The sequence below is a fragment of the Bradyrhizobium murdochi genome (genome assembly GCF_000472965.1).
Lineage (GTDB): Bacteria > Pseudomonadota > Alphaproteobacteria > Rhizobiales > Xanthobacteraceae > Bradyrhizobium > Bradyrhizobium murdochi.
The window spans coordinates 128,728-141,702 of record NZ_AXAU01000016.1 but is presented as its reverse complement, the minus strand read 5'-3'; the positions used below and the strand labels follow the sequence as shown (position 1 = coordinate 141,702).

Annotated in this window: 13 protein-coding genes; 9 read left to right on the top strand and 4 right to left on the bottom strand. The window is 62.3% G+C overall.

Translation table 11 applies throughout. The annotated features are described in order from the left end of the window. Window positions 1-109 precede the first annotated feature (109 nt). The 3 genes from YUO_RS0126630 to YUO_RS0126620 all read left to right on the top strand — a co-directional run bounded on the left by YUO_RS0126630 (window position 110) and on the right by YUO_RS0126620 (window position 3,100). Window positions 110-1,315 carry a TrmJ/YjtD family RNA methyltransferase gene (locus YUO_RS0126630; RefSeq protein ID WP_028350005.1) on the top strand — a complete coding sequence of 402 codons (1,206 nt, stop codon included), beginning with the start codon at window positions 110-112 and terminating at the stop codon, window positions 1,313-1,315. Between the two features lie 153 nt (window positions 1,316-1,468). Next, window positions 1,469-2,101 carry a DUF1326 domain-containing protein gene (locus YUO_RS0126625; RefSeq protein WP_028350004.1) on the top strand — a complete coding sequence of 211 codons (633 nt, stop codon included), beginning with the start codon at window positions 1,469-1,471 and terminating at the stop codon, window positions 2,099-2,101. 204 nt (window positions 2,102-2,305) lie between these two features. Continuing rightward, the gene (locus YUO_RS0126620) at window positions 2,306-3,100 is read left to right on the top strand and encodes a DUF2182 domain-containing protein (RefSeq protein WP_028350003.1); all 795 of its coding nucleotides are present in this window, start codon (window positions 2,306-2,308) and stop codon (window positions 3,098-3,100) included. A 6-nt stretch (window positions 3,101-3,106) separates the two neighbouring features. Here the strand turns inward: YUO_RS0126620 and YUO_RS0126615 are convergent, their stop codons facing one another. Then, entirely contained in the window at window positions 3,107-3,766 is a 660-nt protein-coding gene (locus tag YUO_RS0126615) for a TetR/AcrR family transcriptional regulator (RefSeq protein WP_028350002.1), read from the bottom strand. Between the two features lie 226 nt (window positions 3,767-3,992). On the opposite strand from YUO_RS0126615, the gene YUO_RS0126610 reads away from it, so the two are divergent. The 4 genes from YUO_RS0126610 to YUO_RS0126595 all read left to right on the top strand — a co-directional run bounded on the left by YUO_RS0126610 (window position 3,993) and on the right by YUO_RS0126595 (window position 7,375). Next, complete coding sequence (locus tag YUO_RS0126610; protein WP_028350001.1) at window positions 3,993-4,535, top strand: OsmC family protein; 543 nt, start codon at window positions 3,993-3,995, stop codon at window positions 4,533-4,535. A 35-nt stretch (window positions 4,536-4,570) separates the two neighbouring features. Next, on the top strand, window positions 4,571-5,695 hold the full coding sequence (locus tag YUO_RS0126605; protein WP_028350000.1) for an acyl-CoA dehydrogenase family protein: 1,125 nt from the start codon (window positions 4,571-4,573) through the stop codon (window positions 5,693-5,695). A gap of 52 nt (window positions 5,696-5,747) precedes the next feature. Then, window positions 5,748-6,626 (top strand): sulfurtransferase, encoded by an 879-nt coding sequence (locus YUO_RS0126600; protein ID WP_028349999.1) that lies wholly within the window; start codon window positions 5,748-5,750, stop codon window positions 6,624-6,626. 137 nt (window positions 6,627-6,763) lie between these two features. After that, entirely contained in the window at window positions 6,764-7,375 is a 612-nt protein-coding gene (locus YUO_RS0126595; RefSeq protein WP_028349998.1) for a hypothetical protein, read from the top strand. Window positions 7,376-7,471: 96 nt separating this feature from the next. Here YUO_RS0126595 and YUO_RS41845 read toward each other — a convergent pair whose 3' ends face one another. The 3 genes from YUO_RS41845 to YUO_RS0126580 all read right to left on the bottom strand — a co-directional run bounded on the left by YUO_RS41845 (window position 7,472) and on the right by YUO_RS0126580 (window position 10,419). Next, window positions 7,472-7,816: a hypothetical protein gene (locus YUO_RS41845; protein WP_051379669.1), complete on the bottom strand. Its 345-nt coding sequence runs from the start codon at window positions 7,814-7,816 to the stop codon at window positions 7,472-7,474. 141 nt (window positions 7,817-7,957) lie between these two features. Next, a complete protein-coding gene (locus YUO_RS0126585) occupies window positions 7,958-8,386 on the bottom strand; it encodes a hypothetical protein (protein ID WP_028349997.1) in 429 nt (142 codons plus the stop codon). A gap of 110 nt (window positions 8,387-8,496) precedes the next feature. Then, window positions 8,497-10,419: a sigma 54-interacting transcriptional regulator gene (locus YUO_RS0126580; protein ID WP_028349996.1), complete on the bottom strand. Its 1,923-nt coding sequence runs from the start codon at window positions 10,417-10,419 to the stop codon at window positions 8,497-8,499. A gap of 166 nt (window positions 10,420-10,585) precedes the next feature. Between YUO_RS0126580 and YUO_RS0126575 the strand changes: the two genes are divergently transcribed. Both YUO_RS0126575 and ntrB read left to right on the top strand, forming a co-directional pair. Next, entirely contained in the window at window positions 10,586-11,968 is a 1,383-nt protein-coding gene (locus YUO_RS0126575; RefSeq protein ID WP_028349995.1) for a CmpA/NrtA family ABC transporter substrate-binding protein, read from the top strand. A gap of 166 nt (window positions 11,969-12,134) precedes the next feature. Continuing rightward, window positions 12,135-12,974 (top strand): nitrate ABC transporter permease, encoded by an 840-nt coding sequence (gene ntrB, locus YUO_RS0126570; RefSeq protein WP_028349994.1) that lies wholly within the window; start codon window positions 12,135-12,137, stop codon window positions 12,972-12,974. Window position 12,975 lies beyond the last annotated feature (1 nt).

The window sequence follows — 12,975 nt, the reverse complement described above, 5'->3', positions numbered from 1 at the left end:
AGAATTCCGACTGCTTTGGTGAAAAGCGGCCAACGCCGAGGTTTTGAATCAGGCGCTCCGCAAGTCGACCCAAATCTTCAAGACTTGAAGCAGAAAGTGAGTTTGAGAAATGTCCGGCACCGATAAAACCAAGTCTGGGTTGGACTTAGCCGGACCCATTGTGATCCTCGTCGAGCCGCAGCTCGGCGAGAATATCGGTATGGCCGCGCGGGCGATGGGCAATTTTGCGCTGTCGCGCCTTCGGATCGTCAATCCGCGCGACGGCTGGCCGAACATCGCGGCGCAACGGGCCGCCGCCGGCGCGGACCAGATTTTGGAACAGGCGCAGTTGTTCGACACGGTGGAGCAGGCGGTCGCCGATCTCACACTGTTGTTCGCGACCACCGCCCGCGCCCATGACCAGGCCAAGCCCGTTGTCTCGCCGGAAGCGGCGGCAAGCGAGATCGTGGCTCATGTCGGAAGTGGCGGCGGGGCCGGCATCCTGTTCGGCCGCGAGCGGTACGGGCTGCAGAACGAGGAGGTGGCGCTCGCCAACCGGATCATCACCTTTCCGGTCAATCCCGGCTTCGCCTCGCTCAATCTGGCGCAGGCGGTGCTGCTGATCGGCTACGAGTGGTTCAAGCTGTCGACCGGCGGCGCACTGCCGTTCGCGATGCCGGAACGGTCGGAGCCGGCCTCGCAGCACCAGATGCAGGCCTTCTTCGACAATCTGGTTCGGGAACTCGACAAGGTCGAATTCCTCCGCCCGCGCGAGAAGCGCGAAACTATGCTGGTGAACCTGCGCAATATTTTCACCCGGATGGACCCGACCAAGCAGGACATGCACACTTTGCACGGCGTGGTGATGGCGATCGCCGAGGGACGCAAAGGACCGGCCAAGGGCGGCGTGCTCGACGGTGAACAGGCGACAAGGCTGCGGGCGCTGTTGGCCGAGCACGGGCAGGGCCCCGCGGTGCCTGGCGACAGCTCTACCGTGCGCGGCCTAGCACGGCTGCTTCGGCGCAACCCGACCGATGCCGAGCGCATCCTTTGGCAGGCCTTGACCCGCGACCGCCGCTTTGCCGGCCAGTTCAAGCGCCAGACCCCGGTCGGGCGCCACATCCCCGATTTCGTTTCCTTCGTGCATCGCCTCGCGATCGAACTGGTCAACCCGAACGAGACGGAAACAATTGTCGCCGACCGCGCCGGGCGGAAGGCGTGGCTGGAGGCACGGGATTACCGCGTGATCGAGATGCGGGTGGCCGATGTTGAGCGGGATCTGGCGACGGAACTGGCGCGGCTTGAGAAAGCCATAGGGTGGGCAAAGGCGCGTTAGCGCCGTGCCCACTATTTGTCGGCATCGTTGTCTTGAATGGTGGGCACTCTCCGCTTTGCCCACCCTACGGGTCGCTGTCCCTTGGCGCGCAAACGGAGTAAGCTCGCGTTCAAGCGGCTGCAGTCCAATCGATAACGCAAAAGGAGGTGTGCGATGGCGACATCTGACTGGCGTCTCGAAGGCGAATGGATCAAGAACTGCAATTGCGCGTTTGGCTGTCCGTGCGATTTCAACGCGCGGCCGACCGAGGGCTATTGCAAGGGCCTGGTCGGCATGAGGATCACCAAAGGACATTTCGAGAAAACAAATCTCGACGGCATGGTCTTCGCGGCGACCGTTGATTTTCCCGGAGCGCTGCATGAGGGCAACGGCCAATTACAGCCGATCATCGACGAGCGTGCCACACCCGAACAACGCGAAGCGCTTTTCAAGATCATGTCGGGCCAGAACTCCGCCGAAGGCACGCTGTTTCAGATCCTCAGCCTGATCGTAACCAAGATGCACGAACCGCTGTTCGTGCCCTTCGAGTTTTCGTTCGACAAGGATGGACGCGTCGCGCGCATGGTGGCCAAGGGCGTTCTTGAGACCGAGGTCGAGCCGATCAAGAATCCGGTGACCGGACAGCCTCATCGCATCCAGGTCGTGGTGCCCGAGGGCTTCGAACACATCTCTGCCGAGATTGCTTCGGCCAACATCCGCTCGACCGGTGCAATCAAGTTCGACACCAAGGGGTCGCATAGTTCGCTGGCGAACGTCGTGCAGACGCCGGAAGGCGTCGCGGCTTAGCGCGGCTGGGTCACAAGTCCCTCATGGTGAGGAGTGCGAAGCGCGTCTCGAACCATGAGGCCCCGTCTGTGGCCTACATCCTTCGAGACGCCCGCACTGCGGGCTCCTCAGGATGAGGGGTTTGAGCAGTTATGACGCAGTAGAACTAGCGCTGCATCGGAGACGGCATTTCGACGCGCCGGCTCGGTGGCGGAGGTTAAGTCCATGTCCGGGACCTCTGCGCTTGAACAGGCTTTGCGCCACGATCGCCTGATCGTGGCATTCGGCATGGCTGCCGTCGTCGCCTTCGCCTGGGGCTATCTGGTCGCCGGCGCCGGCATCGACATGAGCATGGCCGACATGCCAATGGACCCCGAGCCATGGTCGCCCTCGCAGGCTATGCTGATATTTGCGATGTGGTGGGTGATGATGATCGCGATGATGGTGCCGAGCGCGGCGCCAATGGTGCTGCTGTTTACGGCAATCAAGCGCAGGCAGGCGATCGAAAATCCCGTCTTCACGAGCTGGCTCTTTCTCGCCGGCTATCTCCTGATATGGGCCGGCTTTAGCCTCGCCGCGGTCGCGGTGCAGTGGGCACTCGACCAGGCCGGGCTGCTGTCCGGCATGATGGCGAGCACCAGCAGCATACTCGCCGGGATCATCCTGGTTGCCGCCGGGCTCTATCAGCTCACACCGGTCAAGCGCGCGTGCCTGCGCTACTGCCAAAGCCCGGTGTTCTTTCTCAGCCGCTATTGGCAACCGGGCGCCATGGGCGCGCTGCGCATGGGTTTTCGGCACGGCACCTACTGTGTCGGCTGTTGCTGGTTTTTGATGGCGCTGCTGTTCGTTGCCGGCGTGATGAACCTGGTGTGGATCGCGGCGGTCGCGATCTATGTCGCCTTCGAGAAACTGCTGGCACGCAGCCCGTGGCTCAGCCGCATCGCAGGTGTGGGCCTGATCCTGGCCGGCGGGGTGGTGCTGGCGCGCAGTCTTGTCGTTACGGATTCCGCATCGCTGTAGCTCGCCTCAGACGGCGACAAGCTCCGCAGGGTTACCGGCGCGCTTCGTCTTCTTCACCCTGGAAGGCCCGAACAGATTGGCCGCCGCAAGCCCTGCAGTATCCGCGACGGCGGGATCGCGCGTGACCATGGCGGCGACGATGGCGCCGTCTATTAACAGCGCGAGTTGATGGGCCAGCACCTGCGGCTCGGCCGCGCCCATCTCAGTGGCGAGCTTTTCGATGTGCGCCAGCACCACCTTCTTGTGGCGCAGCGCAATACTGCGGAACTGCTTGGCGTCCTTGTCGTGCTCGGCAACCGCATTGATGAAGGGGCAGCCATAGAAGCGTTCTTCGGCGAACCAGCGCTTCAGCGCCGGAAAAATCCGCTTCAGCTTCGTCTGCGCATCGCCGCCGCCATTTTCCATCGCGCCGATGAACCATTCGCGCCAGGCCTTACCTTCGCTTTCCAGCACAGCGTTGACGAGGTTGGTCTTCGATCCGAACAATTTGTAGAGCGTGGTCTTCGCCGTGCCGGCCTCGTCGATGATCGCATCGATGCCGGTAGCGTTGATGCCGTTTTTGCAGAACAGATGCGTCGCCGCGCTGAGCAGGCGGCCGCGCGCGGACTCCTCGTCGCCTGTGGCCGACGCCGCGACAGCTTTCCGCTTGGAAACTGATTTGCCCATGCGCCGCAGTTAATCGGAGCGCGGCGCAATCATCAAGCCGCATCTTTGCGCCGAAAATAATCGCAAGCACGCGGCAATTGCTTCGCGCCTGAGCAGCACGGCGCTGACCAATTTCCGGGCAGGCGCACTAAGCGACGAGAGACGTTCGGCTTTTGATTTCGGCCTGATCTGGCACGCTTCATGCAGGAAACAGAACGTTCGGTATCCTACCCAAGGGAGAGAAATGATGACCGCGGTCGCTCAAAAAACGGTGCTCACGGGCTGCCTGGCCCCGATCGACAAAAACGGGCTGGAGCAGCTCATCGCCAACGGCAAGGCCAATCCGAAGGTCATCAAGACCTTGAAGTGCAGGACGGTGGCGGAGGGCAAGTTCCGTCACGCCAACTACATCCGCAATCTCGCGCCCTACATCGTCGACGAGCCGCCGGGCCTTTTGGGCGATGACACCGCGCCGAATCCTTCCGAAGCCTCGCTCGCCGCGCTCGGCTCGTGCCTTGCGGTCGGCCTGCACGCCAACGCCGTGCACCGCGGCTGGATCGTCAACAAGCTCGAACTCGAGCTCGAAGGCGACCTCAATATCACGGCGGTGTGGGGCACCGGCGACGTCAGCGAAAAGCCGGTCGGCTTCACCGATGTGCGCGTCAAGGTCGACATGGAATGCGAGGGCATTCCGAAGAGCGAGATCGATGCGCTGGTCGCCCACGTCAAGAAATGGTCGCCGGTCGCCAACACCTTTACGCGGCCGGTCAATCTCGAAGTCAGCGCATAAGCAGTCGCAACAAGCACTGGGGTGCGGAGGATCTCATGGGTTCAGTGGCGGTATCGCGGCTCGCAGTTGCCGAAGATCTCCCCGCGGCATCGATCGTGGATCAGGTCGCGGCGATTGCGCGTAGAGAACTCGCACCCCAGGCCGCGGCCATCGACGAGGGCGCCGTCTATCCGGATGCGTTGCTGCGGCGGCTCGGGCACGTCGGTGCATGGGGCAGTCACCAGCCAGCGAATGGCATGGCCGACCTGCGCTGCGCCATTCAATCGATCGCGGCGGTCGGCGAGGTCTGCGGCGCCACTGCCTTCATGGCGTGGTGCCAGAACACGCTGGTCTGGTACGCCTCGAATTCAAACAATCCAGAACTCGTTGCCAAATTCGCCGGCAAGTTTGCCAGCGGCGAGATTCTCGGCGGCACCGGGCTCTCCAACCCGATGAAGAGTTTTTTCGGCATCGAAAAGTTGAAGCTGAGGGGGCGGAGAGTCGAGGGCGGCTATATCGTGCGCGGCGCGTTGCCCTGGGTGTCGAACCTCGGTCCCGATCATTTCTTCGGCACCATCTTCGAGCGCGAGGATGAGGGCGGCGGCATCGTCATGTTCCTTGCCGATTGCTCCGATCCCGCGATCACGCTGCAGCCATGCAAACCATTTCTCGCGATGGATGGCACCGGCACCTATGCGGTGCAGTTCCGCGACGTCTTCGTGCCGGATGAGCTGATCCTCGCCGAACCGGCGGGACCGTTCGTGAAGAAAATCCGCGCCGGCTTCATCCTGCTGCAGGCTGGCATGGCGCTCGGCCTGATCAAGGATTGCATTCAGATCATGGACGAGGTCGACGCGCCCTTGAGCCATATCAATCGCTATTTGCCGCAACAGCCTATTCAGTTCCGTGAACTCCATGCCGAGTTCGAGAAGGAGACGATGGCGCTGGCGCGCGACCCCTACAATTCCGACGACAGCTATTGGCGGCGCGTGGTGGCGCTTCGGCTCCGGCTCGGCGACGCCAGCGTCGCGGCTGCGCATGCCGCGATGCTTCATTGCGGCGCGCGGGGTTACCTAAAGAGCCACCGCGCCCAGCGGCGGCTGCGCGAAGCCTATTTCGTCGCCATCGTCACGCCCGCCACCAAGCAGTTGCGCAAGATGCTGGCCGGCGACGAGCACTAAAGGGATTTCCGATCGACCCCAACCCGCAACCACGAAACAGGAGAGGCCTGCCATGACGGACGTTCTGATTACTGCCGGCGAACTCGCGGAATTCCTCAAGCAAGAGCCGTGTGTCGTCATCGACACCCGCAATCCCGAGGCTTACGGCGCGGGGCATCTCCCGAACGCCGTCAACGTCCATGAAATCTTCACCTATCTCGCGACTTCGACGCCGGAAGGTATTCACGAACTGAAGACGAAATTCGCCGATGCGTTTGGCGCCGCCGGGCTTTCGGGCAAGGAGACCGCCGTCATCTACGAGCAGTCGATGAATTCCGGCTTTGGGCAGTCCTGCCGCGGATACTATCTGCTGACCATGCTCGGCTATCCCAAGGTCAAGGTGCTGCATGGCGGTTACGATGCCTGGGCGGCGGCAGGCCTGCCGGTGACCGAGGACGTGCCGTCGCCGGTGAAGGCGTCGTTCTCGGTTCTGCCTGAAGCGGGCGACATCCTGATCGACGCCAAGACCATGCTGGCCGCCGTCGGCAAGCCCGGCATCGCCTTGCTCGATGTGCGCGACATCGACGAGTGGATCGGCGAAAGCTCTTCTCCGTATGGGAAGGATTTCTGCCCGCGCAAGGGACGCATCCCCGGCGCCGTCTGGCTCGAATGGTACCGCATGATGAAGCCGACCGCGGAAGGGCCGCGCTTCAAGTCCAAGAACGAGATTTTGGCGGAATGCGCCACCGTCGGCATCACGCAGAATACGCCGGTCTATCTCTATTGCTTCAAGGGCGCGCGCGCCTCGAACACGTTCCTCGCCTTGAAGAACGCGGGCGTGAAGGATGTGCGGATGTATTTCGGCTCCTGGAACGAATGGTCACGCGATCCCGCGCTGCCGATCGAGGAGGGGCTGCCGATGGAGGCCAAGCTCACCACCAAGGCGGCGTGAGGACCGGTTTGATGTTTGCAGCCTGATTCGACCGGATCGGGCTGCAACATCGCCAACAGGTGGAACCGCGCCATCGCGCCGCTCTGGCGTTCCCGATATCCGCTGCGTATAATCGCGGCGCAGTCGGGTGGTCGCGGATGTCGATGTTTTCACGCAAATTCGGTCTCGTATTGGTCGCGGCGACGCTGTGCCTTGGCGCACGCGCCGCTCACGCTCAAGCCTCGCCGGTGAATTACTGGATTCCAGGCTGGCCGATGGGTTTCAGCGGGGATGTGGGCGAGAGCCCGAACGCTTACGGCAATTTTCCGAGCTTCGACTTCCGCGAGGTCGGAAACGGCTCGTCCTATGCGCGCTACAATTTTTCGAACGGCTTTTTTGTCGGCAGCCAGCGTAGCAACATGGGTCTCACTGGCCTCAGCCAGAGTGCGTTCGGCGGGTTCGGCTCGCTCTATAGCGAAGGCGTGCAGTTCGGCTACAGCCTCAAGAATAGCGGCTTGCCCGTCACCTTCTATGCCGGGTTCGACACGCTGAAATACAATACCGGCATCGGCGGCCCGTTCGCGCCGTTCGACTCCAAGTCCGGCACGCTGCCGATCTCCAGCGTGAATGCCGGCGTCGAATTCCAGGCGACGTCGAATCTCAGCCTGTCGCTCGGCGTCGGCTACGTCCAGCAGTCGGGCCGCCTCGACAGCGAGTTCAACTCGCTGCCCGGCGCTTCGTCGTTCTCGGTCGGCGGCCGACGCTACTAGCGCGTGGACTCGTAATTACGTCAGGTTCGCTTTTCGCTGGGAAGGCTACTATCAAGCCAACATTGATGCGTGTCGCCTTTGGGCCCGACGGCAGACCTATTTTGTTGCCAACAGGGGGCTTATCTCGCCACCGTCTGTGGTGCCGAGCATCTGTCCCAATTCTAGCGCAAGCGGCAAGACCCAAAACGGAGAGTCGGGATCGAACGGCGCGGGCTCACCCGTCACGTTGTAGAGCGTCTTGGCGCAAATCTCTTCGAAGGCGTATTGAGCCAGAGCTAACTGATCGCCGCGCTTTTCTGCTGCTAGCGTCTTCTTCCTAATCTCAGAAAACAGGGCGTGCGCCTCCTTGCGCCGCGACCTCTCATTCGCCAGTGTAATCAATTTTCGAAACGTTTCCTTGTCCTTGCACCGCCCCTCAAAGAATACAAGCGGTGCAAGCATGGCCGTGATTATGTCGGTCGGACGCCTAGTCACGTAGATGTCTCCAACTGGTCAAAGGCGGATGTAAACGGCGGTCGGCTTGGCCACAAGCGTCCGTCGAATGTATCGCTCGGCACGCCCATTGCTGGCTAACACTAAACGTTAGGCAACCTTGTATAGCGCAATCTCGTCTGGCTCGGCCAAAACCAGATAGCAGCCATCATCCGACAAAGAGGCAGCAAACCATGCGCCGGAAAAGATCGGAAACTGGATTTCCCCACTTTGTCCAGTAGTCACGTATTTGACCGCGACGAAGTTCTTGTTCGGGTCGAAGTCGTAGACGATTTCATTTGGGCCGACGCGTAAGAGCGGCTGATTCTCTGCCAACCCGTCAAAGACCAAGCCCAAGAAATCCGCTCTGTCTTCAACGAACTTATAGGGCTGAAGATCGGTCACCTCGACGGCAGGATTATCCGATCCGATTGCGATTCGCCAAACCACATCATGATCGCAGATGTAGAACGTTTCCGCTTTCGGGATCGTAAAACCGATGTGCCGTTCTGATAGAAATGGAAGCTTCAGTTTTTTCACAGCCAGAACTTAGTTTGAAGAAGCCGTCATATCTGCTGCCGGTCCACAAGCCGCAAGCCGGGTGCCTTCGGCTTTGCCGTGGGAATCCGAAGTTTACGTGCACGCCCTAATTAGCCGGCCAAGCCGCGCGCATTCGTAATTCCCAGCGCCTTGATGCGCGAGGCCAGCGTGGTCGGCTTGATGTCGAGCATCTCGGCGGCGCCGCCGGGGCCGAACACCTTGCCGGAGCAGGCAGAAAGCGCGGCGAGAATGTTGGCGCGTTCGTGGGCGCGCATCTCTGCCGATGTCATGACGACGGGGCGGCTGTCTGCTTTCACGCGCGCCGCGCCGGGGGAGGGTTGCGCGCCTGATACATCGGGCAGGTCGATGCGCAGGCGGCCGTTCTGGGCGAGAATTGCCGCGCGCTCGATCACGTTCTGCAATTCGCGGACGTTGCCGGGCCAGTCGTAGCGTGAAAGTCGGCGCGCATCGCCCTCCGACAGACGAAGCTCCGATTTCAGCGCCTTGCTCTCGCGCGTCAAAAAATGCTGCGCCAGCAGGGGGATGTCCTCGCGGCGTTCGCGCAATGGCACCGATTCCACCGGAAAGACGTTGAGCCGGAAATAGAGGTCCTCGCGAAACCGGCCGCGTTGCACTTCCTGCTTGAGATCGCGGTTGGTGGCAGCGATCACGCGCACGTCGACCGCGCGGGTGCGCTCTTCGCCGACGCGCTCGAAATTGCCCTCTTGCAGCACGCGCAAGAGCTTGCCCTGCAGCTCCAGCGGGATTTCGCCGACCTCGTCGAGAAACAGCGTGCCGCCGTCGGCGAGCTCGAACCGTCCGATGCGGTCGCGCATCGCGCCAGTGAAGGCGCCTCTGATATGGCCGAAGAACTCGCTTTCAAAGAGTTCGCGCGGGATCGCCGCGCAGTTGACGCGGATCAGCGGCCGGTCACGGCGGCTGCTCGCCTCATGAATGGCGCGCGCGATCAGTTCCTTGCCGGTGCCGGACTCGCCGGTGATCATGACGGCGGCGGTGGTCGGCGCCACCAGCTTGACCTGGCGCAGCGTCTTCTGGATCGCCTCGCTCTGGCCGATGATACCGCGCGGGTTGGTCTCGATGCGGATTTCTTCCTGGAGATAAGCGTTTTCCAGCTCCAGCCGCTCGCGCAGGCGATCGACTTCGGCAAGCGCTGCATGCAGCTTCTCGTCGGCCTCGCGGCGCTGGCTGACGTCGCGGAACACGATGACGGCGCCGACCACGACGCCGCGGTCGCGGATCGGCGTTGAGGTATATTCGACCCAGACCGGCGTGCCGTCCTTGCGCCAAAATACCTCGCCTTCGACCTGGTGCACGGCGCCGTCGCGAAATGCCGCGTAAATCGGGCAGTCCTGATCGGGATAGTGCCGCCCGTCATGATGGGTGTGATGAACGATCGGATGGATTGCCTTGCCGACCAATTCTTCCGCGCCCCAGCCCAGCATGCGCTCGGCGGCCGGATTGACGAAGGTGGTCTTGCCCTCGGCGTTGACGCCGTAAATGCCTTCGCCGGCGGCGCGCAGAATCAACTGATTTTCGCGCTCGATATCCTGGAAGACCCGTTCGACCCGCTGCCAGGTCGCGATCCCGCCGCGCATGTGGTCTTCGGCCGCCGCGTCGACATAGCGCCGACGGCGGGCGTCGAGATCGCTCATCGTGAGCAGCACCAGCGAGCGGCCCTCGCACGGCACGAGTGAGCCGGCATATTCCAGGCGCAGGCTTTGCCCCGTCGCGTGGCGCGGGGTCAGCGCGTTGGTCCAGTATGCGCCCTTGTCGAGCACGGCCTGCGTGAACACGATCAGAGCAGGCAATTGTCCGGCATGCAGCGTGCTGGCCTTGGTCTGGCGCAGCAAGGCGCGGTCATAGCCGAGCAGGGTGCAGGCCGCCGGATTGGCGTCGAGGATCTGGTCGGCATGGGGATCGAGCAGCAGCGCGGGCTCGATCGCGAACTCGAAGGCGGCGGCGCGCAGTTCAGCGTCCTGCGGCGCAGCGGTTGAACCGAGCGCGAGATCCATCAATCATTACTCCGAAAACTCGTAATCGAGCTACGAATTTTCGTGTATCACGAATTTTCGTAATCGCCAATGTCAGCAAAATCCCCGCGATATCAGCGCGGTCGCCCGCGCGCCGGGCTGGCATGTGCCTTGCTTAATTAGGGTGCAACGTCGCGCAGGAGGGCTGATGTCTACCTTCGACAATCCATTCGATCCCAACCATCGTCTTCATGCCGGTGGCTGTAGCTGCGGCCAGCATGTCAGCGAGGCCGAGCACCAGGCCGCCCAACTGCAGGCCCAATCCGCCATCGAGAGCGAGCAGAAACGCTACGAAGGGGTGGTCGCTTCCGCCGTGATGCGCGCGATGTTCCCGCAGGACGTCGCGCGACGCGCGTTTTTGAAGTCGGTGGGCGCGGCAACCGCAGCGGCGGCATTGTCGCAATTCTTCCCGCTCAAGACGGCGACGGAAGCGTTCGCGCAAGGCGGGCCGCTGGAAAAGAAAGACCTTAAGGTCGGCTTCATCCCGATCACCTGCGCCACGCCGATCATCATGGCTGCGCCGATGGGGTTCTATGCCAAGAACGGCCTGAACGTCGAAGTGATCAAGACCGCCGGCTGGGCCGTCATTCGCGACAAGACCATCAACAAGGAATACGACGCTGCCCACATGCTGTCGCCGATGCCGCTCGCCATCACCATGGGCGCCGGCTCCAATCCGATTCCCTACACCATGCCGGCCGTGGAAAACATCAACGGCCAGGCGATCACGCTGTCGATCAAGCACAAGGACAAGCGCAATCCGAAGGACTGGAAGGGTTTCAAGTTCGCCGTACCCTTCGACTATTCGATGCACAATTACCTGCTGCGCTATTACCTTGCCGAGCACGGCATCGATCCCGATGCCGACGTGCAGATCCGCGCGGTGCCGCCGCCGGAAATGGTCGCCAATCTGCGCGCCGACAACATCGACGGCTTTCTCGGGCCCGACCCGATGAACCAGCGCGCGGTGTTTGACGGCGCCGGCTTCATCCACATCCTGACCAAGGATATCTGGGAAGGGCACCCGTGCTGCGCCTTCGCCGCGTCGAAGGAATTCGTCACCACGATGCCGAATACCTATGGCGCGCTGCTCAAATCGATCATTGAAGCCACCGCGTACGCGCACAAGGCGGAGAACCGCAAGGAGATCGCGGCGGCAATCGCGCCGGCCAACTATCTCAACCAGCCGCCGATCGTGCTGGAGCAGATTTTGACCGGCACCTTCGCCGACGGGCTCGGCAACATCGTCCAGCAGCCGAACCGCGTCGATTTCGATCCGTTCCCATGGCAGTCGTTTGCGGTGTGGATCATGACCCAGATGAAGCGCTGGGGGCAGATCAAGGGCGACATCGACTATGCCGGCATCGCCGCGCAGGTCTATCTCGCCACCGACGCCGCCAAGCTGATGAAGGAAGCAGGACTGACGCCGCCCGCCGCCACCACCAAGAGCTTCTCAGTGATGGGCAAGACGTTCGATCCGGCGAAGCCGGAGGACTATCTGGCCGGCTTCAAGATCAGGAAGGCGCCGTGATGAGCGATGCTCTCGTGACCCGGATGCGATGCAGCGCGCAGCACGGAGTGCGTAGCGTTGCTTCGCTAGGCCGGGACCGCCTCGCACTCGGTGGGTCCCGGTTCTGCGGCGCACCACTGCGCTGCGCTTCGTGCTGCGCCGCGCCCGGGACACGGAGCTTGTCGTCATGACCTCATCCCTTCGTTTCCGTGCCGCCGTCGTCTCGATCGTGCTGTTCGCGGCGTTCCTCGGCATCTGGCATCTCGCCACCCGCTCGACGGGCGCTGTCGGCAACATGTCGCCGGAATACGCCAAGTTGATGGGGCTGACGGCCACCCAGGGCAAATCGGCGATGCCGGGACCGCTCGATGTCGGCGCCAAGCTGTGGGAGCATCTCAGGCAGCCGTTCTACGACAACGGGCCGAACGACAAGGGGCTTGGCATCCAGCTCGGCTATTCCATCGCGCGCGTCGGCCTCGGCTATCTGCTCGCGGTGATCGTCGCCATTCCGCTCGGATTTTTGATCGGGATGTCGCCCTTGATCAGCAAGGCGCTCGATCCGTTCATCCAGGTGCTGAAGCCGATTTCGCCGCTGGCCTGGATGCCGCTCGCGCTCTACACCATCAAGGATTCCTCGGTCTCAGCGATCTTCGTGATCTTCATCTGCTCGGTGTGGCCGATGCTCCTGAACACCGCGTTCGGCGTCGCCGCGGTACGCAAGGAATGGATCAACGTCGCGCGCACGCTGGAAGTCGGTACCGTCAGGCGCGCCTTCACGGTGATCCTGCCGGCGGCCGCACCGACCATCCTCACCGGCATGCGGATCTCGATCGGCATCGCCTGGCTCGTGATCGTCGCGGCCGAGATGCTGGTGGGCGGCACCGGCATTGGCTACTTCGTCTGGAACGAGTGGAACAATCTCTCGATCACCAACGTCATCATCGCCATCCTCATGATCGGCATCGTCGGCATGCTGCTCGACCAAATCCTGGCGCGGTTTACGCGCATGGTCACGTTCCCGGAGTGAT

Coding starts and splice junctions, on each gene's coding strand:
- YUO_RS0126605 (WP_028350000.1), top strand. CDS start 4,571: ATGGGTTCAGTGGCGGTATCGCGGCTCGCAGTTGCCGAAGATCTCCCC.
- YUO_RS41845 (WP_051379669.1), bottom strand. CDS start 7,816: ATGCTTGCACCGCTTGTATTCTTTGAGGGGCGGTGCAAGGACAAGGAA.
- YUO_RS0126595 (WP_028349998.1), top strand. CDS start 6,764: ATGTCGATGTTTTCACGCAAATTCGGTCTCGTATTGGTCGCGGCGACG.
- YUO_RS0126575 (WP_028349995.1), top strand. CDS start 10,586: ATGTCTACCTTCGACAATCCATTCGATCCCAACCATCGTCTTCATGCC.
- YUO_RS0126615 (WP_028350002.1), bottom strand. CDS start 3,766: ATGGGCAAATCAGTTTCCAAGCGGAAAGCTGTCGCGGCGTCGGCCACA.
- YUO_RS0126610 (WP_028350001.1), top strand. CDS start 3,993: ATGACCGCGGTCGCTCAAAAAACGGTGCTCACGGGCTGCCTGGCCCCG.
- YUO_RS0126580 (WP_028349996.1), bottom strand. CDS start 10,419: ATGGATCTCGCGCTCGGTTCAACCGCTGCGCCGCAGGACGCTGAACTG.
- YUO_RS0126630 (WP_028350005.1), top strand. CDS start 110: ATGTCCGGCACCGATAAAACCAAGTCTGGGTTGGACTTAGCCGGACCC.
- YUO_RS0126600 (WP_028349999.1), top strand. CDS start 5,748: ATGACGGACGTTCTGATTACTGCCGGCGAACTCGCGGAATTCCTCAAG.
- YUO_RS0126620 (WP_028350003.1), top strand. CDS start 2,306: ATGTCCGGGACCTCTGCGCTTGAACAGGCTTTGCGCCACGATCGCCTG.
- YUO_RS0126625 (WP_028350004.1), top strand. CDS start 1,469: ATGGCGACATCTGACTGGCGTCTCGAAGGCGAATGGATCAAGAACTGC.
- ntrB (WP_028349994.1), top strand. CDS start 12,135: ATGACCTCATCCCTTCGTTTCCGTGCCGCCGTCGTCTCGATCGTGCTG.